This is a genomic window from Reticulibacter mediterranei, assembly GCF_016587455.1.
In genome coordinates this window covers 4,676,630-4,699,115 of record NZ_BNJK01000001.1, presented here as the reverse complement: position 1 = coordinate 4,699,115, position 22,486 = coordinate 4,676,630, and the positions used below count along the sequence as shown (strand labels likewise).

24 protein-coding genes and 1 pseudogene are annotated in these 22,486 nt (G+C 51.9%); 13 read left to right on the top strand and 12 right to left on the bottom strand.

All coding sequences use genetic code 11. From position 1 onward, the window contains the following. Positions 1-214: 214 nt before the first annotated feature. Complete coding sequence (gene ychF, locus K3T83_RS20220; RefSeq protein ID WP_220204751.1) at positions 215-1,390, bottom strand: redox-regulated ATPase YchF; 1,176 nt, start codon at positions 1,388-1,390, stop codon at positions 215-217. A 267-nt stretch (positions 1,391-1,657) separates the two neighbouring features. Between ychF and K3T83_RS20215 the strand changes: the two genes are divergently transcribed. Beyond that, complete coding sequence (locus K3T83_RS20215; RefSeq protein ID WP_220204750.1) at positions 1,658-3,268, top strand: lysylphosphatidylglycerol synthase transmembrane domain-containing protein; 1,611 nt, start codon at positions 1,658-1,660, stop codon at positions 3,266-3,268. 66 nt (positions 3,269-3,334) lie between these two features. Here the strand turns inward: K3T83_RS20215 and K3T83_RS20210 are convergent, their stop codons facing one another. The 3 genes from K3T83_RS20210 to K3T83_RS20200 all read right to left on the bottom strand — a co-directional run bounded on the left by K3T83_RS20210 (position 3,335) and on the right by K3T83_RS20200 (position 5,966). After that, a complete protein-coding gene (locus K3T83_RS20210; RefSeq protein WP_220204749.1) occupies positions 3,335-3,595 on the bottom strand; it encodes an SHOCT domain-containing protein in 261 nt (86 codons plus the stop codon). Positions 3,596-3,722: 127 nt separating this feature from the next. Next, positions 3,723-5,276 carry a sensor histidine kinase gene (locus K3T83_RS20205; RefSeq protein ID WP_220204748.1) on the bottom strand — a complete coding sequence of 518 codons (1,554 nt, stop codon included), beginning with the start codon at positions 5,274-5,276 and terminating at the stop codon, positions 3,723-3,725. Positions 5,277-5,279: 3 nt separating this feature from the next. Beyond that, positions 5,280-5,966, bottom strand: coding sequence for a response regulator transcription factor (locus K3T83_RS20200; protein WP_220204747.1), 687 nt, complete (start codon positions 5,964-5,966; stop codon positions 5,280-5,282). Positions 5,967-6,159: 193 nt separating this feature from the next. Here K3T83_RS20200 and K3T83_RS57930 point away from each other — a divergent pair. From K3T83_RS57930 to K3T83_RS57925, 3 genes and pseudogenes are all read left to right on the top strand, one after another. Continuing rightward, a pseudogene (locus tag K3T83_RS57930) lies at positions 6,160-6,468 on the top strand (IS3 family transposase); the annotation flags it as partial. Next, positions 6,365-6,589 carry a DDE-type integrase/transposase/recombinase gene (locus K3T83_RS20190; protein WP_220208380.1) on the top strand — a complete coding sequence of 75 codons (225 nt, stop codon included), beginning with the start codon at positions 6,365-6,367 and terminating at the stop codon, positions 6,587-6,589. The pseudogene K3T83_RS57930 and the gene K3T83_RS20190, both read left to right, overlap by 104 nt. A 20-nt stretch (positions 6,590-6,609) precedes the next feature. Then, the gene (locus K3T83_RS57925) at positions 6,610-6,801 is read left to right on the top strand and encodes an integrase core domain-containing protein (RefSeq protein WP_505912368.1); all 192 of its coding nucleotides are present in this window, start codon (positions 6,610-6,612) and stop codon (positions 6,799-6,801) included. 120 nt (positions 6,802-6,921) lie between these two features. Here the strand turns inward: K3T83_RS57925 and K3T83_RS20180 are convergent, their stop codons facing one another. After that, the gene (locus tag K3T83_RS20180) at positions 6,922-7,479 is read right to left on the bottom strand and encodes a dihydrofolate reductase family protein (RefSeq protein ID WP_220204744.1); all 558 of its coding nucleotides are present in this window, start codon (positions 7,477-7,479) and stop codon (positions 6,922-6,924) included. A 177-nt stretch (positions 7,480-7,656) separates the two neighbouring features. Between K3T83_RS20180 and K3T83_RS20175 the strand changes: the two genes are divergently transcribed. Next, the gene (locus tag K3T83_RS20175; RefSeq protein WP_220204743.1) at positions 7,657-8,574 is read left to right on the top strand and encodes an LLM class flavin-dependent oxidoreductase; all 918 of its coding nucleotides are present in this window, start codon (positions 7,657-7,659) and stop codon (positions 8,572-8,574) included. 105 nt (positions 8,575-8,679) lie between these two features. After that, positions 8,680-8,847, top strand: a complete 168-nt coding sequence (locus tag K3T83_RS57915; RefSeq protein WP_373324535.1) for a hypothetical protein — start codon at positions 8,680-8,682, stop codon at positions 8,845-8,847. On the opposite strand, the gene K3T83_RS20165 is transcribed toward K3T83_RS57915, so the two are convergent. Continuing rightward, the gene (locus tag K3T83_RS20165; RefSeq protein WP_220204741.1) at positions 8,784-10,670 is read right to left on the bottom strand and encodes a glycoside hydrolase family 127 protein; all 1,887 of its coding nucleotides are present in this window, start codon (positions 10,668-10,670) and stop codon (positions 8,784-8,786) included. The two genes, K3T83_RS57915 and K3T83_RS20165, sit on opposite strands and share 64 nt — an antisense overlap. 89 nt (positions 10,671-10,759) lie before the next feature. Here K3T83_RS20165 and K3T83_RS20160 point away from each other — a divergent pair, with 89 nt between their 5' ends. From K3T83_RS20160 to K3T83_RS20135, 6 genes are all read left to right on the top strand, one after another. After that, on the top strand, positions 10,760-10,924 hold the full coding sequence (locus tag K3T83_RS20160; protein ID WP_220204740.1) for a hypothetical protein: 165 nt from the start codon (positions 10,760-10,762) through the stop codon (positions 10,922-10,924). Positions 10,925-11,481: 557 nt separating this feature from the next. Continuing rightward, positions 11,482-12,654, top strand: a complete 1,173-nt coding sequence (locus K3T83_RS20155) for a TIGR03118 family protein (RefSeq protein ID WP_220204739.1) — start codon at positions 11,482-11,484, stop codon at positions 12,652-12,654. 437 nt (positions 12,655-13,091) lie between these two features. Next, positions 13,092-13,391, top strand: coding sequence for a hypothetical protein (locus K3T83_RS20150; protein ID WP_220204738.1), 300 nt, complete (start codon positions 13,092-13,094; stop codon positions 13,389-13,391). A gap of 17 nt (positions 13,392-13,408) precedes the next feature. Continuing rightward, positions 13,409-13,762, top strand: coding sequence for a hypothetical protein (locus tag K3T83_RS20145; protein ID WP_220204737.1), 354 nt, complete (start codon positions 13,409-13,411; stop codon positions 13,760-13,762). Positions 13,763-13,846: 84 nt separating this feature from the next. Continuing rightward, positions 13,847-14,239, top strand: coding sequence for a hypothetical protein (locus K3T83_RS20140; protein WP_220204736.1), 393 nt, complete (start codon positions 13,847-13,849; stop codon positions 14,237-14,239). Positions 14,240-14,366: 127 nt separating this feature from the next. Further along, the gene (locus K3T83_RS20135; protein ID WP_236064939.1) at positions 14,367-14,765 is read left to right on the top strand and encodes a cupredoxin domain-containing protein; all 399 of its coding nucleotides are present in this window, start codon (positions 14,367-14,369) and stop codon (positions 14,763-14,765) included. Between the two features lie 85 nt (positions 14,766-14,850). Here the strand turns inward: K3T83_RS20135 and K3T83_RS20130 are convergent, their stop codons facing one another. The 3 genes from K3T83_RS20130 to galU all read right to left on the bottom strand — a co-directional run bounded on the left by K3T83_RS20130 (position 14,851) and on the right by galU (position 17,411). Beyond that, a complete protein-coding gene (locus K3T83_RS20130) occupies positions 14,851-15,228 on the bottom strand; it encodes a VOC family protein (RefSeq protein WP_220204735.1) in 378 nt (125 codons plus the stop codon). 165 nt (positions 15,229-15,393) lie between these two features. Further along, complete coding sequence (locus K3T83_RS20125; protein WP_220204734.1) at positions 15,394-16,329, bottom strand: helix-turn-helix domain-containing protein; 936 nt, start codon at positions 16,327-16,329, stop codon at positions 15,394-15,396. A gap of 197 nt (positions 16,330-16,526) precedes the next feature. Next, positions 16,527-17,411 (bottom strand): UTP--glucose-1-phosphate uridylyltransferase GalU, encoded by an 885-nt coding sequence (galU, locus tag K3T83_RS20120; RefSeq protein ID WP_220204733.1) that lies wholly within the window; start codon positions 17,409-17,411, stop codon positions 16,527-16,529. A 517-nt stretch (positions 17,412-17,928) separates the two neighbouring features. On the opposite strand from galU, the gene K3T83_RS20115 reads away from it, so the two are divergent. Then, positions 17,929-19,863 (top strand): bifunctional homocysteine S-methyltransferase/methylenetetrahydrofolate reductase, encoded by a 1,935-nt coding sequence (locus tag K3T83_RS20115; RefSeq protein WP_220204732.1) that lies wholly within the window; start codon positions 17,929-17,931, stop codon positions 19,861-19,863. A 285-nt stretch (positions 19,864-20,148) separates the two neighbouring features. On the opposite strand, the gene K3T83_RS20110 is transcribed toward K3T83_RS20115, so the two are convergent. The 3 genes from K3T83_RS20110 to K3T83_RS20100 all read right to left on the bottom strand — a co-directional run bounded on the left by K3T83_RS20110 (position 20,149) and on the right by K3T83_RS20100 (position 22,421). Then, positions 20,149-20,667, bottom strand: coding sequence for a DUF1440 domain-containing protein (locus K3T83_RS20110; RefSeq protein ID WP_220204731.1), 519 nt, complete (start codon positions 20,665-20,667; stop codon positions 20,149-20,151). Between the two features lie 834 nt (positions 20,668-21,501). Next, positions 21,502-21,912 (bottom strand): cupredoxin domain-containing protein, encoded by a 411-nt coding sequence (locus tag K3T83_RS20105; RefSeq protein ID WP_236064938.1) that lies wholly within the window; start codon positions 21,910-21,912, stop codon positions 21,502-21,504. A gap of 59 nt (positions 21,913-21,971) precedes the next feature. Then, entirely contained in the window at positions 21,972-22,421 is a 450-nt protein-coding gene (locus K3T83_RS20100; protein ID WP_220204730.1) for a DUF6220 domain-containing protein, read from the bottom strand. Positions 22,422-22,486 lie beyond the last annotated feature (65 nt).

Genomic DNA, 22,486 nt, shown 5'->3' with positions numbered 1-22,486 from the left:
TATAAGGAGTTATCCCGAACTTTTTCCTTGCGGCTCTCTCACTCCTCAGCGCCTTCGGCACTTCGTCCTGTTGAAGGAGGGGATGGTGGCTGGTGGGAGGCGTTGCCTCCCACCAGCCACCATCCCCTCCTTCAACAGCGAACCGCTGCGCAGCGAGCAGGAGTCGCCGCAAAAAAATTTGGGATGACTCATATTTACATTCTAGATATCTACCCTATTTCCCAACGTTAAAGCGGAAATGAGCGATATCGCCGTCTTTGATGACGTATTCTTTGCCTTCGAGCCGTTGCAAGCCCTTCTTGGAGGCGGCGGCAAACGAGCCAGAGGCCATGAAATCATCGAAGTGAGTGACTTCGGCGCGAATAAAGCCGCGCTCGATATCGGAGTGGATCTTGCCTGCGGCCTCTGGTGCTTTCGCCCCCTTCGTCACAGTCCAGGCGCGCACCTCGTCTTCACCAGCTGTCAGGAACGTAATCAGATTGAGCAGGCGATACCCGACCTGAATCACGCGGTCCGCTCCCAACTGTGGCAACCCCAGCGCTTCCAGATACTCATGGGCCTCTTCTTCGGAAAGTTCTGCCAGTTCTGCTTCCAAACGTGCAGAGACGGCCACCACTTCGGCACCCTCGGCCTTCGCACGTTGCGCAATCCTGGCAATCCCCTTTAGCTCTCCCTCCAGGCTCTCAACCTGCACATCACCGCCCTCGCGGATCTTTGCCAGCAGTTCGTTAGCATCTCCCAACACATCCTCGCTAACATTCAACACGTACATGCGCGGCTTCATCGTGAGCAAGAACAACTCGCCCAGCACGGCCTGATCCTGCTGTGAGAACTCAAGCTCGCTTGCCATTTTTAGCTCGTTCAGCGTCTCTTGCAAACGGCGCAAGAGGTCGATCTCGGGTTGATATTTCTTATCGCCCGATTTTGCAGCGCGTGAGGTGCGTTCCAGGCGCTTCTCAACTGTAGCGAGATCGGTAACGGCCAGTTCCGCGTTGAGGCTATCGAGGTCGCGCTCGGGGTCGATGCTCCCATAAATATGCGGAACGTTCTCGTTGGCGAAGGTTCGCAGCACGATTGCCAGTGCATCGGCATTGCGAATATGCCCCAGAAATTCGGCGCTCAACCCTTCACGCTTCTCTTTCCCAGCAGAAGCCGCCTGCCCCATACCGGCTACGTCAACAAACTCGACAGTCGTAGGCGTTACTTTGCGCGGCTTGAAGATATCGGCCAACGGCTGCAAACGCGGGTCCGGGACCGGCACAACCGCCAGATTCGCCTGCACTGTGCTGGTAGCGTATCCACCAATCGGTGCGTCTGCCTTCGTTAATGCATTAAAGAGCGTTGTTTTTCCGCTCTGTGGTAATCCAATAATCCCTATTGTCAGAGCCATATAGATGATTCCTTCTTTATCTCTATAGTTCAGTGTATATCAGTCCTTGCTGTTCACCATATTGTACTACCTTTGAGAAGTTCGGCATAGCCTTTATACCTTATACCAATGGCCCTTTCTTGACGGTTCCTCAGTCCTATGCTAAGAAAATAGAAGGAAGGTCGAGAAGAAATTTTACTGGCATTATCGATTTCATTGCTACAGTAATATATATAGAGGTTCCCTTTTAAATCCTTGAATGAAAAGCAATGCTAGCGTGAGGTTTAGATGCACCTGGAAGATAAATCACCGAAAACAATTCCATATACACCACGTCCTCCATCAAGTCCGAGTGGATTATTCAAACATCCACACCAATTTCTTTTCGATGACTATGCAGGGGCACAAGATACTGGCGACGATTTAGAGCTAGAGATGCATGCGCTCGATTTTACAGCACAGCCTACCCTCAAAATTCCCCGTGTCCATTCTCCCATCTCCCTCGATAATCTCTCCTCCTACGAGGATTTGGACGATCAACTGGTTCCTGACCTCGATACGCATCGCATGAGTCCGGTGGAATTGATGCAGATCAGTGGCCTGCTTCAAGCCGTGCGCATCCCACAAACGCCACATCCCGATGAGGTGACAGTGGCAGGGGCAACCACCACCATTGCAGCAGACGAATGGGAGCAAGGCATTAAAGAATTTACCGGCTCCCTACGTGCCGTACGTCCTGAAGATCAGACAGCAAATGATGGCACAGCCTCATCATCCACGACTGGCACAGCCGTACCAGCCTGGAAAGCGTTCTTAGGCAAACCAGCCGTCAAAGTTATCCTGGGTGGACTGATCGGCATCGGAATGCTGGTCCTGACATTCCGATTTATCGACATTCCCAAAGCGGCAGCACAACTCCAACTCCATCTCGGCACGCCACACGGTCTGCTAATGGGGTCACTGGCGGCTTTTTTCTTTATGGCAGCCTTTAGTATTCGCGGCACCCGCTGGAGCTTCTTCTTGCGACCAATCCAGAAGGTCAGCCCGATCAAAACAGTGCAAATTTACTGGATCGGCATATTCGTAAATGTATTATTACCGGTCCAGGGCGGCGAGTTGACCAAAAGTATTATGCTCAAGCGCGTAACCGGTCTCCCCGTCAGTCAATCCCTACCAACCGTTGCGATGGATAAGGCGCTTGACCTGATGCCCGCGCTCATCATTATGGCAGTCGTCCCCTTCATTCCGGGCATTCATATGAATCTGGTACTGTGGGGCGTGCTGGCACTGATTAGCAGTATCCTGATTGGCGTCATTTTTGTCGTTGCTCTGACAGCCTGGAATCGCGGCAAAGCCGTTGCCTTCATTAAATTTATGTGCCGCCTGCTCCCCGCTAAAATTGGCACAAAGATCGAAGGCTTCGCAATGGGTTTTGTCGATTCCCTGCTTGCAGCTGCAAGTCGTCCCAAAACCTTTATTCCCGCCGTCCTGCTCACCTGTCTGGCTGTGACCTGCGATGGACTGTTCGCCATGTTCTCGTTCTGGGCTGTGGGACTCGACACAATCAACTTTGGGATGTCGATTTTCGGCTATACCTTTTTCAATATGTTCACCATTCTGCCGACACCGCCTGGGCAGGTGGGATGGAACGAACTGATTGGCGGCCTCGTCTTTGGCGATTTGCTCGGCTTTGATAAAACGTTGGCAGTGAATATGTTCGTGTTTTCGCATCCACTGACCGCGCTGATTATGGCAACAATGGCCTTTATCAACCTCAGTCTGCTGGGGATCAAATTTAGCGCCCTCACCTCCGGCTCATCCGAAGAGAAAGCGAAGAGCGAGCCGGCAGCAAGCAAAGAAGTTGTTGAACCGCCCGAGGCTGTAACGATCACACATTAGCCATCAACACAGAGAAAGACCTCCAACTGCTCATCTGGTTGGGGGTCTTTCTCTCTATTAGATCAACTATGGATAGCGCGGCCTGTTGACGCTCTCCAGGCGTTCGCGCATCTGATCAAAGGTCTCTGAATCGATCTCTCCGCGTGCATAACGCTGGCTCAGGATTTCAAGTGCTGAAGGCTGCTCTGGCACTGGCACTCCGGGGCCATAAAAGGCTCCCCTGCGGCCTCCAAACCTTGCCCAGCGGATGATCCCACCAACGATACAGACAAGAAACACGATCCACAACAGCGGAAACAGGGGCCAGAAGCCCATACCCCAATGCATAATATTATCCTCTCTTTTTCCAGCGAAACGATCATAGCGATGTTTCGTCATATTTCTGTCACCGATTTTATAGAGAGAGTATAGCCCCAGTACATGACATCGCAGTGAACTTTAGCAGCTTTTTTTGTCACCGATCTGTCATCTTGTCCCCTGCTCCATGCGAAACAGCTTCCAGGCTGGATGGCTGCTCTGGCTCGCATGATCGTAATGGGAGGCGCACCTCAAAGATGGAACCCGCCCCAATCATACTCACCACCCGCACTTCTCCGCCGTGAACCCGCACGATCCATTGGACAATAGCGAGACCAAGCCCCGTCCCGCCAACCTCTTCGCCTCCTGCCTGCCTCTGTTTGCGCGTGCGGGCTTTATCGACGCGATAAAAGCGATCAAAAAGATAGGGGAGGTGCTCTTCAGCAATGCCCGGCCCGTCGTCCTGCACACGAATAATGCCCCGGCGCTGCTCCTCGCAGGCCAACTCAACGTGCACACGCTTGCCAACGCCGCTGGTATATTTGATGGCATTCTCGATCAGGTTGGTGAGCATGCGACCGAGATAATGTGGATCGCCACTCACGAGCAGCTCGGGCAGTTCTCCCATTGATAAACTGATATTGCGCTGCTTTGCCAGAGGCCACAGGCGCTCGACACAGGCAAGGGCAATATCGCTCAGATCAACCTCTTCCTGATGTAGCATGATCTGGCCGGTATCCGCACGTGCCAGCAGCAACAGGCTATTGACAATAGCGGTCATCTGCTCATTCTCGGCCTGAATCAGCTCCAACACCTGCTGATACTCGTCGGGCCGCTGCAACTGGGTGAGTGCACGGTTAATCTCTAGATTGATAATAGTAAGTGGAGTTCTCAACTCGTGGCTGGCATCGGCGGTGAACTGCGTTTGTCGTTTGAAGGCAGCTTCAAGGCGAGCAAGCATCTGATCGAACGTGGCGGCCAGATCTCCAAACTCATCCTGCCTCTCCAAATGTAAACGCCGTCGCAGATCGCTGGCATGAATCTCATTCGCCATGCGTGTAATCGTGCGTACGGGCCGCAACGCTTTACCTGCCAGCCAGTAGCCACCAATTGCAGCGAATAATAGCCCCATCAATGCATGAAAAAACCAGGCCCACAGCAACGGGAATGGATACTGGGGCACCAGGCCAACTATCAGCGTGCCAATCCGTGCATTGCTATTCAGGATTGGTGTAATGAGGATGTGATAGTTAGTATCTTTGCCATGCCAGTTATTCCACCACCCGTTGTTGTATTTATCATTCGATTGAGAAATGGCGAGATCATAGGTTGCCAGGCCGCTCTGCGCGCTGCTCAACAACTGCTGTGTGGTATCGTTTGTCAGCGGCCCATGTTGATCCAGAATGTTGCCATCTGGACTTAGCAAGAGAACAATCTCATCTTCCGATAGCGTTAGTTGTTGGTTCGCGGGCATCTGGCCTTTCAGCAACGCTTGCTTATAGCTATGCTCTAACCTCTGCGTTTCCTGTGACAGCCGCGTCTCCAGCTGGTTCGCGGCGGTGCTTGCGTTGAAGATCATCTGCGAGGCATAAAGGCTTCCGCCAAAGACAACCATAATTACCGCGATTACCGCCAGATACCATAAGGTCAGACGCGTCCTTACGGTAGAAAAGAAGCGTACAATAACCTGTACAGGGGATCGTCGTTTCATTTGTCATGCTCGCTCTTGCGGCGGTGGAGTCAGACGATAGCCAACGCCTCGAATAGTTGTCAACAACTTGACCTTAAAAGGATCATCAATTTTTCTCCGCAAACGGCGTACATAGACATCGATCACATTTGAGCCACATTCAAAATCGTAGTTCCAGATATGTTGCTCAATCATATCGCGCGTAACAACCTGATTGGGATGGTACATAAAGTATTCCAACAATGCATATTCGCGGGGCGTCAATTCGACTGGACAGCCGTCCCGCTCCACGCTATGTGTCACCGGGTCAATCACCAGATCGCCCATCTCCATGCGCCCGGTTTTGTAGGGAGATTGACGACGCAAGAGAGCGCGCAAACGTGCCAGCAACTCACGCATCGCAAACGGCTTAACCAGATAATCATCAGCCCCACAATCCAGTCCTTTCACGCGATCATCCACGCTATCGCGCGCCGTCAACAGCAGCACCGGGGTATGTACTCGTCGCCGCCGCAGATCTCGGCAGACCTCCAGACCATCCTTTTTCGGCAAGAGAATATCCAGAATGATGAGATCATAAGGCGTCAATTCGGCAAGATCCTGACCCTCCTGCCCATCATAGGCTGCGTCAACGCTATATCCTTCGTGCGTCAAATTCATCTGAAGAGAACTGTTTAGTCGATGATTATCTTCTATCACAAGAATGCGCATGCTACTTACCTCACATTGCGTGGCTGGTTGATACAAGCAAAAAACAGGTATTTCATTCTTCTTTTTGATTATCGCACATCAATATGACAAATCAATGACAAAGAAATGGTCTAAATTCTCACCTGCTCTCACTCCCCACCACAGGCTGGCTCCCCTTCGTTAACATCTTTCATGCCCATCGAGGGCCTATGGCAGTCCGCGGGTCCATGTGGAACTGCGCGGACGTGGCATTCGCTGTTCTCGTGAGCGCACAGCTCGTCTCATGCGCGAGATGGATCTGGCCACCAAACGCAGGCGCAATAAACCCCTCAGAACAAAAGGGCGCAAAGGCGCACCAGTGGCACCTAACTTGCTCAATCGAGCGTTCAGCGCAGTCGCACCCAATACAAAATGGCAAAATGGGTCAGCGATACGACCGATGTCTGGACGGCGGAGGTTGGCTGTGTGCGGTCGTGATCCTGGATTTGTTTGTGCGCTTGGTCGTAGGCTGGGCAATGGGTGAAACCAATGATGAGGAGTTGGTCAGAAATGCTCTGGAGATGGCACTGGCCCATCCTACACCTCCAGCAGAAATGCTGTTGCACTCCGATCAAAACAGCCCTATACAGCCACCGACTACGTAGCCAGGTGAGCCGAGAAGGGCATCCTTGCAAGCCGGAGTCGGGTGGGCGAGTGCTACGATAACGCTGCAATGGAGAGCTTCTTTTCGACGCTCAAAGGGGAAAGTGTTGACCGGCATCGCTTTCAAAGCCGACGAGAGACCAGGCAAACCATTTTTGAATATACCGAGTGTTTTATAATCGCGTTCGGAGACATTCGACTCTCCACTACTTGAGTCCAATTACCTATGAGCAACAGATAAGATAATCTTCAAGTTTCTTGCCTCCGGGAAGCTCAGGCCGTCATTTTGTGGCGGATATCCAGGAAGATTCCCAAGTTATTTTTCGTCACCCTTTCAGGCATTCTGGTAGGTCAACCTGACGACGCCGTTACGAAACGTCTTTGTTTCTCCCAGTTTGAGGTTGACTTTCTCTTTGAATAAGGGCGCTCCGCTGCCGACAAAAATGGGATGAACGTACAGAACATACTCATCAATGAGGCCAGCTTGCGCAAAACTTTGAAGGAGGTTGGCGCTCCCAATAATCATCATATCCCCGCCAGACTGCTGCTTGAGTTTTTGCACCTCTTCAAGAGCATTCTCTTTGACCACTCTTGCATTGTTATGATTGCCCCAGGGAGCGCTTTTCAGTGTTTGGGAAAAGATCAGCTTAGGTTTCGGATTAATGTGGTCGGCCAGGAACGGTTCTTCCTCTATGGTCTTCTCAGGCCAGTAATTGACCATGCCTTGATACGTAACCCGTCCCAATAAAAAGGTGTCGACCGATTTTTGGCCTTCACCCAATGCTTGTGCGATTTCATCCGTGTAGATATCCCCCACCCAATCCATCTCAGGTCCAGGTCCTGAAACGAAGCCATCAAGGGTTAAAAACTCTACTGCAATGACTTTTCTCATGTTACCTTCTTCCTTGCGTTTTCTGAGAACGCTGAAAATATGACGATACAATGATGTTATTCTGTTTGCTTCAGGTAAATTCGGTAACAGGATATCCTGGTAAAAGGTGGTATAGTAAGAGATGTGCCATGAGTATTCAATTTAAGAGATTAGTTCATTGACTCTCAGGAGACTACTATGCACTTCGCTCTTTCCATCCCCCAACGCATTGCTGACGGCGCATTTGATCCAACCAGGTTGCGCAACTACCTGACCAGGGCTGAGGAACTCGGCTTTCAGAGTGCCTGGACGCAAGAATCAGTGCTTGGCTCCGCGCCCACCCTGGCTCCGCTCGAACTCATGACCTTCGCCGCAGCCTGCACAGAGCGACTGCGATTGGGATGCGCCGTCTTCGTCAGCCCATTGCACAACCCTGTTCACCTTGCCAAAAGTATCAGCACCCTGGATCAGCTCAGTCGTGGGCGCATCGAGGTCGGGATTGGCACCGGTGGGAGGGGTAGAATGTTCTCGGCCTTCGAGGTTGATCCTGCGAGCTTTATTGCTCGCTTCACCGAAGGAGTGCGGTTGATGAAGACCTGTTGGACCGAGCCTCATATCTCCTTCAGCGGTCGCTTCTGGCAACTCGATGACGCGTCTATGGAACCCAAACCCTTTCAGAAACCGTATCCCCCGCTCTGGATCGGGGGCAATCACCCAGCAGCCGTCCGCCGTGCGGCGCGCTTGGGGACCGGGTTCTTTGGTGCTGGTAGCTCTACCACCGCCCAGTTTGGTCAGCAGGTGAGCGAACTGCGTGCTGCGCTAGTAGAAGCACACCAGAACCCCACTACGTTCCCAATCGCCAAACGGGTCTACATCGCTGTCGATGACAACACCACTCGCGCCCGGGAGCGGGTTGACGCCGCACTCAAGCAGATTTATGGTGCTTCTGGCTTGAGCACGGTTGCCGTGTACGGTCCTCCCTCGGCTTGCATCGCAGGGCTGCGTGAGGTCGCGGCTGCGGGAGCTGAACTCATCCAGCTCCACCTGCTCTTCGACGACGCCGAGCAAATGGAACGCCTAGCCGCTGAAGTCCTGAGCGAAATGGAACCCGATTGAGTCTGCCCTCTGTCATGCTGTTGATCCAGACACGTAAGAAGAGGGCAGAGGAGAATCCTTTTGCGCAGACGGAGCGATAATGGGCTATAGGCGCTCCCTGGAGGGATGATGGAAGTGGGAGAAACCATCGCAGAGACAGCCAGACGAGAAACGAAAGAAAAACACACCTATCCTCCTCATTCTTTTATACAATTATACATGAAAATATGTTATATGCTCTGTTCGTGCAGCCAGACACGCATAGTGGTGACGCCTCGATTCCCCCAGAGATAATAAGGGATCGCTTTGAGCGCGGCAGGCTGCATCCCAGGCGGCTGGGGACGATAGAGCGTCGCCTCCTCCCAATCGGTGCTGCCAACTGCCAGAGCATCGGCAATCCCAGTCACCACACCATCCAATCCACTGTCACTCTCGTCAACGATCTGTACAGCAGATGTACGGGGAAGGACCAGACGATGAAGGGGGACAGCGTTATCGATACTCTCCAAACAATAGACGAGCGGCCCACGTTGTAAGGCCACCAGCCCGATATCGGCAGCAATCTCTGGGGAGGCATACATACGAACGAGGGGCAGAGGGAAAAAGAGCGTGAGCCGATCTGCATTGCTCCATACCCGCTCTATTTTCGCATACCCATGCTCACTCAGCCCATTCAGATCGACGCGCTCACCGTTCACCATCAGCATTGCTCCCGACGACCAGCCAGGAATACGCAGGCGCAGAGCAAATTCCACTGGCCCCTCCAACTCCACAGTCAGATTGACGCGCCCATCCCAGGGGTAGGCAGTCTCTTGCCTGAGTACGACAGGCTGCCCCTGTATCTTTGCACGGACCGTTCCCTGAACATACAGATGCACAACCAGCTCGTGCTCGTTCTGTGAATAGATATAGTGACCAAAGGAAGCCAGCAACCGCGTGATATTGGTAGGACAACAGGCACAATCGAACCAACGCTGGCGCGCAAGATCAGCCTGGGTTGCCAACGGATTGACATAGAAGAAGGTCGTTCCATCCTGCGAGACACTGCTGAGGACGCCATTGTAGAGTGCGCGCTCCATAATATCGGTGTATTGCGCATCGCATTCTACTTGCAACATGCGATGACACCAGAGGACCAGTCCGATGGCAGCACAGGTCTCGGCATAGGCGGTATCGTTAGGAAGATCGTAGTCGGAAGAAAAGCCTTCATTCAACATGGACGAGCCTATGCCACCAGTAAGAAACATGCGTTTGGAGCAGAGATGGTGCCAGAGGCGCTTGCATGCCTGCAACAGCGTCTCATCACCTGTCTCGCAGAAAAGATCGACCATCGCGCTATAAAGATACATTGCACGTACTGCATGTCCAACCACTTCAGTCTGTTCGCGCACAGGCTGGTGAGCCTGGTGATACTCCAGCCCTAATGCATGGTAATCGGGAGCAGGCTCGGTATCAAAATAGCATGGTGTCTGCCCACGCTCATCGATAAAATACTGGCTGAGTTGTAAATAGCGCGTATTATGGGTGACGCGATACAGCTTGACTAAAGCCAGTTCTATCTCCTCATGGCCGCAATACCCGCGCTTCATTCCTGGCTCCTGACCAAAAATGGTCGCAATGTAATCGGCATAGCGACAGGCAACAGTGAGCAATGTAGATTTGCCGGTAGCCTGAAAGTGCGCGACAGCGGCCTCAATGAGATGACCGGCGCAATAGAGTTCGTGTCCATGCCGCAGATTGGCCCAGCGTTTGTCCGGCTCGACCACCGTATAGTGTGGATTCAGATACCCATCGGCCTGCTGTGCAGAGGCAATCAGGGCAATCACTTCATCGAGCAGGGCGTCAAGTGCGGGATCAGGCATGCTCACCAGGCTATAGCTCGCCGCCTCGATCCATTTGGCGACATCCGAATCCCAGAATTGATGGGGGATATGCTCATCTCCAGGCTTCCAATCCAGGCGATAGGCATCGAGACGACCGGTCTGCTGACACATGTGATAAATATGAGGAATGGTCTTTTCCCGGTTGATCTGTAAACGTGGCCCCCAAAATGCATCTTCTATCGTCACCTGCGAAAATGAGACAGGCTCAAAAGCTCGGTAGGCACTATGCTTCATGTTGTATGCTTCCTTACCTCTTCGTCCTCTTTCTTCAAAACTGTTGCAGAAAGAGCAAATGCTTTCGCCCTTTATTATACAAGAGAGAGATGAGAAGTGTTAGAACCAATCATCATCAGGATCATTATCGCGGACAGAAGGGGATGGATTCCACATGGGATGTTCTCTATACAAATCATCCCACTCCAGTTTTTAGCACTGGTACACCGCCAATTGTCGTCGTTCCCTGGCTCAAAATGGATTTTGACCGTTGAAAAAGGCTTCGTGTTTTTCAAGGGTTTGCCAACAGTATCATTTTTGGTAAATGATGAGTTTATTGGGCATTTCCGGCCTGGTTTTCTGTGCTCAAAGAAAAGCCCAAAACCACTCGATAAACTCATCATTTACCAAAAATGAGCAAACATTCGGGGAACGTACCAAAGCTACCTCAACGAAATTTTTCCCACTACTTATTATAAAAAGAGATGCTTGCTTGTTAGGTGGGAGTTCCACACACGGAAGGTAACACCAGAGGCAGAGTAACGGGCATAGACGATAGAACGGTTAGCTCGTTCCGACTTCCAAAATGGAAACGGAACATGCGGCATTTTTCACTGTCCAGATCGCTGTCATCGCCTACAAATTGGCGAGTTCAAGCGATGAGAGTTCCGACCCAATGAAATCGGACACGAGCAATGAACAACTCTACAGTTTCTGCATGGAGTAACCGTTCCTCTGCTCTTCATGACAGCTTACGTCGCACCGGGCTTGGGATGAAGGCGGTGTGACAGTTGTTTGTTTCTATTTTTACTTCTTTGAAAGGAGTGAAACTATGATACTACCTGATAAGCGCAACAGCCGCTTTTTAACAGTATTGTGTAGCAAATTGCTCGTATTCGGTCTCGCGCTTTCTTTCCTTGCGATGTGCCCTCAAGCCGCCCTGGCGCATGGGAATGGCTTCTACCAACAGACCAATCTGGTTTCAGACATCCGAGGGGTCGCTCGCTTTACCGACCCGAATCTAGTCAACTCCTGGGGACTGTCACATAGTTCTACCGGTCCATGGTTCGTTTCGGACAATGGCACAGGCGTGGCTACGGCGTATCGGGGCAACGGCAAAGCGTTCCCCTCGGGAAGCGCTCCGCTTGTAATCACTATCCCGCTGCCAGGAGGCAAGCCTGGTGGAACCCCAACGGGCAACGTCTTCAACAACACAAAGGGTTTCGTTGTCTCACAACATGGCAAGTCGAGTCCAAGCCAATTTATTTTTGCCACCGAAGATGGCACGATCTCAGGCTGGGATCCGACGGTGGACCCAACCCATGCCATCATTGCAGTGAATCGCTCAACAGTAGCTCAGCATGGGTTCGTGGGTGCAGTCTACAAGGGGCTGGCCCTTGGGCGCAGCGGCTCTCGCAACTTTATTTACGCTACCAATTTCCGTTTTGGCACCGTAGAGATGTTCGATGCGAAATTTACGCTCGTCAAATCCTTCACTGACCCGCAGTTGGCGAGCAAATGTCCTATACCAGGGCCGCCAGCGCAATGTTTCGCTCCCTTCGGCATCCAAAACATTGGTGGCAAGCTCTACGTCACCTTTGCCTTGCAAGACGCAGCCCATCATGATGACGTAGCAGGTGCGGGCAATGGGTTCGTTGATGTCTTCGACACCAATGGGCAGTTGCTCCGGCGTCTCATTTCGGATGGTCAGCTCAATTCTCCCTGGGGTCTGGCCCTGGCACCGGAGCACTTTGGCCCTTTCAGCAATGACCTGTGGGTCGGCAACTTCGGCGATGGTCAGATCAACGTCTTCGATCCTTGCACGGGAGCCTTCCTTGGGCAACCAAAGAATCAATTTGGCCGTCCCATTGCCATTAATGGCCTATGGGGATTAGGCTTCGGGAACGGTGGTCAGGCGGGCGCACGTAACACGCTCTTCTTCGCCGCTGGTATCGCCGATGAATCACACGGCCTCTTCGGTTCGATCCAGTCTGAAAACAACTAAGGATATCCTTTGACAGCAATCTGGAAATGAGACAGGACGAAGATCCTGGCGACAATGTGCATTGTAGCTGCCATTCCCGATCTCAGAGAGCTGGTTCCTCCATAGGTCAGCATCCCTCGTTGCAGCTTGATTTGCCTTTCTGCACATTGTCGCCAGGATCTTCGTCATACTCCAATGAGGGCCACTTTTCAACGTTCGTCAACTCTGCCCAGGATATCTGGAATACCCTCAGAGTCTCACAGAACGGGGCGCTCTTGAGTGTTCGTCTTCCAACGTCCTGGTCCTCAAGCCACTTCTGCCCTCATGTGAGGACATGGCCCAGAATATGACAAATCAATGACAAAATCTCAGCCCCAGGTTCACCTTTTTGTCATCTCCATTGGCTACACTATTGCCACAGAACACATCGAACAACACGGAGCAATGGAGATCGAACCATGACACAGAGATCAACAGAAAAGCTTGAGTACACGCTGGCAACGCTGTGGCAGGAGACTGGACAGGCTCATTTCCTTCATGCCCTGAGCATGCCGGAAATGCTCGCAGCCCTGGAAAAACGGCGCGATCTGGCGGAGCATCTCCTTGCTCAACTCAATCGAGAAGCCATGTCTAGCCAGTATGCTGACCCGGCCTCGCTTTTGATGCTGGATCACTACCATACCATGCTGGATGCAGAGCTAAACTGGCTTCAACGTACCATTCAAAAGCTTCATGCTCACATGCTCATTCAAGAATAAAAATGAGGGAGAGATCGATGTGGCAAATCATCTGTTTATGTCTACCAGCCGTAACGACGAGCGAACAGCAGCGTTTCTTTGCATTGTTTCATAGTGTTCTCCGTTCAGCTGGCAGAGAACCGGGGGAGATGGATCTTGGCCTCTTTTTCCTGCATGCACTCTCGCCCGAAGAAGCTCTGACGGTGCTGGAGCAGCGCCTCGATCTGGTCATACGCTCACAGGATATGCTGGAACAGTTGCCAGCTGGCGAGCCGGAACAAGATATCATTCAACTTGCCATCGACGATCATATGCGTACGCTCCTGGCTGCTGAACGTTCGTGGCTGAAGCGCACCATAGCGCGATTACAGACCAGGTGCGCGCTCTCCTGAGGTATCACCTACAATAACACAGTATTTTTCCTTTTTTCATCGTTATACATCGTCACTGACACAAAAGAAAAAGGAGTTTTCTTGATGACCGCAGTACGTATTATCAACTGGATCGCTCGCATCACGGGTATTATCACTCTTCTGCTTGGATTGACTTTCTGGGTTACGAGCATCAATAGCATTCCTGGCATCCATATGCTTGTCGGGATTACGTTTACCCTTTCATTTCTCATTCTGAGCATCATTATGGTATTCAGCAGCGGAGTGAGGTTGCTGGGAGTCATCGGCATCGTCTATGCCCTCATCATCCCTGTCTTTGGCGTCATCCAGGCTGGACTGCTCGTTGGCGATCTGCACTGGCTGATCCGGCTAGCACATATGCTCGTCGGTATCGGAGCAATGCTGGTGATACAAACCATCTACACACGCTACGGGCATCTCAAACAACCCGCTCAACAAACAGCGGCCGCTAGCTAATAGTGATCAGGCTTTTCGTAGTTGCGCGATTTATCGAGCTTATCCTACAATTTATAATACGTGAAACAATTATGATGAATCATGCAGCTACGACATATATAGATAAAATAGAGAAAGAAGACAAACCGTGAAAAAATTAATGATCATTATAACCATATGCAGTTTTTTTGCTCTACTTCTGGCGGCCTGTGGTGCCGATAGATCAGGCGACACCGCTTCTGGAGGATCAGCTCCAGGCAATCAGGTGCAGATGAACGATACACAATTCGTGCAATCTTCTATCACGATTCACAAAGGGGAGAGCATCACGTTGGTTTCCACTACATTTACGCCGCATATTATCGCGAACGGCACATGGGACAACGGGCAGGCGAAGGCCGCAAAAGAATCGGGCGCGCCCGAGGTGAAGAGCGTACAGATCAATGGCAATAGTTCTGGCAGCATTGGCCCCTTCACAACCGCTGGCACTTTTAAGCTCTACTGCACGATCCATTCAGGTATGAATCTTACCGTTATTGTGCAATAACAGCAATGTTAAGCTTATAAGAGAAAAGAGCAGATGAACAAAGAGTATTTGCTCATCTGCTTCCTCCTTCTGTTCAAGCTCCGTTTCAGGATTCCTGGTCGGCGGAGAGCAAGACGATATTGCCATCGGGATCATTAATCATGGCAAAATACATCTTGATGGGAGGAACGTCAAACGGGGCACGATAGCCCTGATAGCCGTAGCCAGTGAGTTCGGCATATTTCGCGTCTACTAAGGCCCGCTCTTTCAAGTAGAACTCCAGCATGACGCGGGGGCGGTCCGCTTCTGGCACCAATTCAACCATATTATTCAGGAAAAAGGTTATCCCACTTTCCATCTTGGCTCCGACATGTGGCGGCCCTTCGATACGCTCTGGAAGATCAATGCCGAGTCGACGATAAAACTCCAATGATGCGTTGATATTCTGCGGAATCAGGCCAAGCATATATAGCTCAAGTCCCATCTTTCTTTTCCTTTCATTGCTCTTGACTACATCTTCGCTGCATCTCCATGGCAACGTCGTGCTTCAATGATACGGTGAAAGGCACCCGCCAATCTTGCCTATCCCTGCGATTTTATCAAAAATCTGCGCAGATTTTTGATAAAAACACCGACTACGACAGAGAGATCAGATCGTGCTATCTTGTCGATAGGCACGTGGAGTGAGGCCAAGATAGCGTTTGAAGGCGTGGGTCAGGTGGCTCTGATTGGCGAAGCCACTCTCCAGCGCGACCTGAGCCAGCGGGGTATCAGTCTTTTTGAGCAAGTGTTGCGCGCGCTCGATGCGCTGCTGCATCACAAATTGGTGGGGGCTTGCTCCCGTTGTCATACGAAACAGGCGAGCAAAGTAATAGGGACTGAAGCCCGTCTGCTGAGCCAGCGCTTCAAGGGAGAGATCCTGGCCGAGATGCGCCTGCACAAAATCTGTCAGGCGGCGCATCTGTTGTTGTGTCAAACCCTGCGCTGGCTCCTTGATGTGCTCTCCCACAGAAGTATAATGGCGCAAAAGATGGACGGCGAGCATCTGAGCGGCTGTCTGAGCATAGAGCTTTCCGGCTGGAGAATGTACCTCCAGTTCTCGCCACAATGTAAACCCAATCTGCATCAAAAGCGGATCTTGAAAGCCAGTACGCCCTGCCAGAGACAGGCGATCTGGATCACGGTCCCCCACCTCTTCAGCAGTGCGGGCAAATAGCTCTCGACTCAAGCTCAGATGAAACGTCTGCGTTGGCGCGTCTGTCAGGTTCCACCAACGCACTTCACTGGCCGGCACTGGCTCGGCCTGCAACATCAAATCCCCCTGATGTACACTGAGCGCCTTCCATGAACCGTTCATCGGTCGCTGCTCCATATGCATTGCCCCCCCCTGAAACAGAACGAGAGAAATATCGCGTGATGGAGGAGGCGAGAGCCAGCCCTCCATCTCCATCGGCTCATGGAAGGCCTGGGCGATCAGTCCTTCCCAACCCACCTCCTCGCTGGAAAGATAGAGCAGTGGAGCAGTGAGCCTCTCGTAGAGTACATCGGTTGCACCTTGTTGGATCTTCTCTAGTGACTTTGCCATGTTATCGCTCTCTTTCCGGGTAAGGATCTACTCCGTTGGACGCACCATCCTGTAACGACAATCCCTTGTGGTTGTCGCGGGTAACACATGTATATTACATATTTCCCGAGACAACCGCAAGGGATTGTCGCTATGTGAGAAGGGTCATTACTACGACAACTGCAAGGGATTGCGACAACCGCAAGGGATTGTCGCTACTACCCCTCGGTCAATGCCTGGCGCATGTATTCACGCAGAGCCGGAGCGATGTCGGAGCGTTTGAGCGCGTAGGCGATGGAGGTTGTGAGCAGGCCAAGCGGCGTGCCTGTGTCGTAGCGAATACCGCCAAAGCCGCCAAACTTCAGGCCGTAGCAGCGTCCCTCCTGCGCCTGTACCTCGATAGCATCAGTGAGTTGGATCTCGCCGCCTGCTCCTGCCGGGGTGCGCTCCAGAATCTCGAAGATGTCGGGCGTCAGAACATAGCGTCCCGCCACTGCCAGATCGGAGGGAGCCTCTTCTACCGCTGGCTTCTCAACCATGTGGTTCACTTTGACCGTCGTTGAACCTGGCTCGGTCTCTTCAACAGCAACAATCCCAAAGCGGGAGATCTCATGCTCTGGCACGCTGAAAAGCGACAGCACCGAACCGCCGTACTGCTCATGAATTTCTATCATACGTGGCAGGCACGGGGTCGCGGGATCGACCAGATCGTCGCCGAGCATGACAACAAACGGCTCGTCACCTACCAGCTTCTTTGCGCAGAGAACGGCATGTCCCAGACCAAGCGCCTCAGGCTGACGCACTGACGCATAGGTTGCCATTGTGCGAATGCGGCGCAACTCTTCCAGTTCTTTGCGCTTCCCTTTGCGTTCCAGCGCCTGCTCAAGCTCTTTGAATATGTCAAAGTGATCTTCAATGCTGCGCTTGCTGGCACTGGTCACAAAAATGATCTCATCAATTCCTGCTGCAACGGCCTCTTCAACAATATATTGCAACGTTGGCTTATCAACGAGGGGTAATAGCTCCTTCGGCACTACCTTACTGGCAGGCAACACCCGTGTCCCTAAGCCTGCAACTGGTAGGACTGCTTTCCTGATGCTCATCGGTCCTCCTTACAAATTTGTCAGCGAAATCCAATTACATCTTCGCTCATTATAGGACTATCCCTATTGTAATTGATTGACCTCGTGTGGTCAATCTGCACGATCTACTATTTGGGATATGTTGATTGCTTCACGCCGATTATAAGTTTTTCCAACCAAATCCGGCAAAGTGTTTCGTAGTCTAGCGATTTATCGTGTTGAGTCCACGTGAGAGGAGCTTTGCCCCAACGCGATAAATCGCTAGACTACGAAACACTTTGCCGATCTTGAAAGGAAACTTCCATAAGATGTAAAAGTTGTATCCTTATCTCTACAACGGCGCTCTCTGGTGGTTTTCTCCTATGGACATGCCCGGGAAACCTGCGGATTGCGCGCACTGTCTTCCTCGATGCACTTGAGTTATAATACACAGCAGAGAATACACAGCCCGGACATATTTGTTTCGAGAGGGGTTACAGAAACAGGTATACTCATACTGCCGCCAATTATAGAGAAGGAAAAAGGATCACACTAGCTAATGCAAACAAACAGCCCTTTTTTAGAGAGGCTCGCACGGGGGCCGATTCTGTGTGATGGAGGGATGGGAACGCAGCTTTACGCACGCGGCATCTCATACGAACGCTGCTTTGAGCAACTGAACCTCACCGAACCGGAACTGATTAAAGCAATTCACCTCGATTATGTCGCTGCCGGGGCCGAAATTATTGAAACCAATACCTTCGGGGCCAATCGCTATCGCCTCGCCGAACACGGTCTGGAAACCCAGGTGCAGAAGATCAATCGCGCCGGAGCCAGGATCGCCCGCGATGTGCGCGAAATGTGCGATGCGCAGATCTTTATTGCCGGGAACATCGGTCCGTTGGGCAGCCCGCTGGCTCCACTCGGCACGATTCAGCCAGAGGATGCGCGAGCGGCGTTTGGCGAACAGGCCGAAGCACTTTTACAGGCAGGAGTCGATCTATTCATACTCGAAACCATCTCTAATCTCGACGAAATGCGCGAAGCGCTTATGGCAGTTCGTAGCCTGACTGAGTTGCCGGTGGTAGCTCTGATGACCTTCGACGAGGATAGCGCTATTGCCAGCGGTGAAGATGCCCTGACCGTTGCCCACACGCTCCACAAGCTGGGAGCTAACGTGGTGGGGGTTAACTGCGCGCTTGGTCCTTCCAGCACATATGATGTCGTAACGGGCATGCTCAGCGATCCGAATAATCCCTTCATCGTTGCCGCTCAGCCTAATGCAGGTCTGCCCAGGCGCGTGGGCAACCGCTTTATCTATGTCTCTACCCCCGATTACTTCGCAGATTACGCCCGTCGCTTTCTCGATGCCGGTGTCCGCATGATCGGCGGCTGTTGCGGCACAACTCCGCAGCATATCGCGGCGATGCACAAAGTCCTGGTCGAGTTCGCGCCCAACCTGGCAACCAGCGCACCATCTGTGCCAGCACCACGCGTCGAATCCGTGCGCGAACGCCCAACAATCCCAAACGAAGGCGGCTCACACCCTGCAAATGCGCAATATCCCACAAAGCTTGCTCGTATGCTGGGGAAGAACAAGTTTGTCGTCAGCACCGAGATGCGGCCACCACGCAGCGTGAAGTTCTCGCGCTTCCTGGAAAATGCCTCGTATCTACGCAATATAGGGGTGGACTTTATCAACATTCCCGATAATGCGATGGCGCGTGTGCGCATGAATAACACCACTGCCGCCCGCTTGATACAAGATCGTATTGGGATCGAAACCATCGTCCACTTCACGCCCCGCGACCGCAACCTGATGGCTGTGCAGAGCGACCTCATCGGCACCTACGCCTCTAACATCCATAACGTGCTGGCAGTCACTGGCGATCCGCCCAGTCACGGCGATTTTCCCAACGCAACGGGGATATGGGACGTGGACAGTATCGGCTTAATCGCTATACTTCATAATCTCAATCAAGGCTTTGATGGAACGGGACGCCAGCTCGCTGCTGCCAGCAACTTCTTCATCGGGTGTGCCGCCGTCCCCACTGCCCCCGATGTCGATCTTGATATCGAGCGGCTGCATCGCAAAATCGAGGCAGGAGCTAACTTCATCATGACACAACCGCTGTATGATCCTGCCATTCTGTTCGATTATCTTGAGCGCTACAAGCAGCGCTACGGCCCGCTGCCGATCCCGGTGCTGGCAGGTCTGCAACCGCTGCACTCATATCAGCAGGCCGAGAAGTTCCATAACGAAGTACCCGGCATCGTGATTCCTGAAAGCGTGCGTACACGATTGCGCCAGGCTGGAGAAGCCGGGGCAGCAACCGGAGTGGATATCATTAAAGAACTTTTTGATACCATTTATCCCCATATCCAGGGCGTCTATCTTATGCCTCTGGATCGCTACACGCTGGTCGGAGAACTGCTTCCCTATATTCAGGAGCGCATCCAAACCGCCCAGGGAATAGATAGCTCCAACGATTAACGTTCATCGTTGTTATCGCCTTCTGAGCAAGGCGATAACAATCAGGACGACAATGATAATGACCAAATAGGGCAATTCAATGCTCATATAGAGGATGTTGCCCGCGACATGCAGCTCCATAAATGCGTATCCCTCCTTATTCGTGGCAATTTTCAGACCGAACGACCTCCACCTGGTATCACTCTGTCTGTCTGCCCGCTTTCTCAATTCTGCCGCTCAATCCCGTCTCTTTTACAACGGATGGGTAGACATAAGAGTTTTAGAGGGATCAGATGCTCTCCGCAACTACATGAACAGGTCGCCTCTTTGCAGCTTTTTCTTTAAGGCATCACTGACAAGTGCAGTCGTTGCTCCCCAGATCAAATGGGCTGCGATCATAAGCGTGTTGCGGCGCAGCGGCTCATCTGACGCTGCTACCGAGAAGTTTGCAGCGGGCAACCAACCCAGATAGCTCCCTCCCCAGATGAGTAGCCCAAAAAGCATACCCTTAACCACAACGGCCAGCGACCATGACTCAATAAACATGCTATAGAGTATTCCCATACTGGCCCCATAGCCAAAATGAGAAACGAGCGCGGCAGCCAGCTCTTGCGGCCTTGTCATATGTTGCCGAACCTGCATACGTTCTGCCGCCTCACGCGTAATCTCCTCTGGCGGCAATGCATAACGCTGCCAGCGCGGTAACAGGCGATGCATTACCAGCATAAACAGCGTCATAGGGACGGTGCCAATGGTGCCGGCAATAGTCCCGCGCAGAGAAGAGATCAGTTGATGAGGCTCTATTACCCGTTTCAAAGATACCATTGTATTCCTCCATATTGCTCGATCTAGTCCGCATGCTGCTATAGACACGCACATGTTCAGGGGATCGTTGCGCAATGCTCACTGCATCTTTTACCCCTCACTCTTTTGTAGTCGAGCAATTTATCGCGGAGCGCTTATTGTGTAGTTCCCCGCGATAAATTGCTCGACTACGAACCCAATTACACTATAAAATAACACAACAATAAATTTTTAAACTCATGTGAGAATTTCTCTAGTAGAAACCTTGACATCATTCATGTTGGGTGTTACAATGGGAGTGTTCCCTTTTCGGGAACAGGAGCCGGACGAGATGAGCAAATATAAATCAGATCCGGTAAAAATGAGGGTCTCACATAGGCAAGCCGAAAGGAGGCCATAATGAAGATCCCTGTTCGCTTACTGGGGATGGTGTTTCGGGTCACCAGGGAGTGCCCGTAAAGACGGGCAGCTGGATGGACACCGATAACGGATACGCTAGTTCGCGAAAAAGTTCTCAGGAGGATCAGCCGAAAGGAGGCTTGATGTCACCAATCAAGATCCCCGTTCGCTTACTGGGGATGGTGTTTAAGGTGAGTCAGGAGTGTCCGTAGAGGCGGACCACTGAAAATCCCAGGGACAAACAAATTGCCCTGGTTGTGAGCAACGACAGTTCTTCGTCAGGCCAAAAGCCGAAAGGAGGCTTAATGATACCTATGAAGATTTCCGTTCGCTTACTAGGGATGGTGTTTCAGATCGACAGGTAGTGCCCGTAAAGACGGGCTTCCAAACAAAAAAACGTACACAAAAATAGAGGGCTATACATGCGCCCTCTATTTTTGTTTTGGAAGCGCTCTTTTATTGCACCACAACTGTCAGATTCATCCCCGGATGGATCGTACAGTAGAGATGGAACGTTCCGGCAGTAGTGAAAGGCCCAACAGTACTTGAACTATTGCCGTTGACCTGTACCCCCTTAACCGCTGGTGCGCCTGCCTCCGCCTCTGGTCGTGCCTGCCCGTTATCCCACGTGCCATTCGCGATGATGTGCGGCGTGAAGGTATCGCTAACCAGCGTCACACTTTCTCCCTTTTTAATCGTAATCGAACTCTGCACAAACAGCGAATCGTTCATATGCGCCTGATTGCCAGTTATTGCAGCAGAACCGCTATTTGCAGCGCTGCCGTCCGACCGATCACCACCACAGGCAACCAGAACAAGGCTGACAATGCAAAGCATAGTGAGCATGTAGAGCAATTTTCTATACACAGTAATAATCCTTCCATTTTCACCATTTAGTCAGATCGATCTCTCCAGGCGCAGCCTGCTTAGTGACCATTTGCAGCGGGAACGCGCAGGATCTGACGCACACGAATAGCCAGGTAGAGAGGCAACAGGAATATGAACAGAGCGTTAACCGGATGCAGAGCGCTGAGTAGCGGCATACCCCATTTGCGCGGCGGATAGATCAACAAAGATTGTACTATAACTAAAAGAACGAGTAAAGTGCCATACCAGTTCATTGAGCGAGGCAAGCGCGCGAACAGGCCAATAATCAAGAACACAAGTGCTACCAGCAGGATCAGGGAGGCGTTGATAGCATGAAACATGAACCAGTTTCCCCCGGCAAAGACCCCAGCACCCGCCAGAAACACCTGGAATATCACTTGCAGCACCAGCAATACAGCTATCCCCAGGTAGACGCGACCCAGCACCGGACGAACGGGCCGCCGCGGCTTGCGCCCTTGTTCATTAACTTCTACATAAGTTGTATCCACAAACATCATCCCCTTTCGGTCTATCCAATTCTCATAATCGTAGCGTGAAGCAGCTTCACACCCAC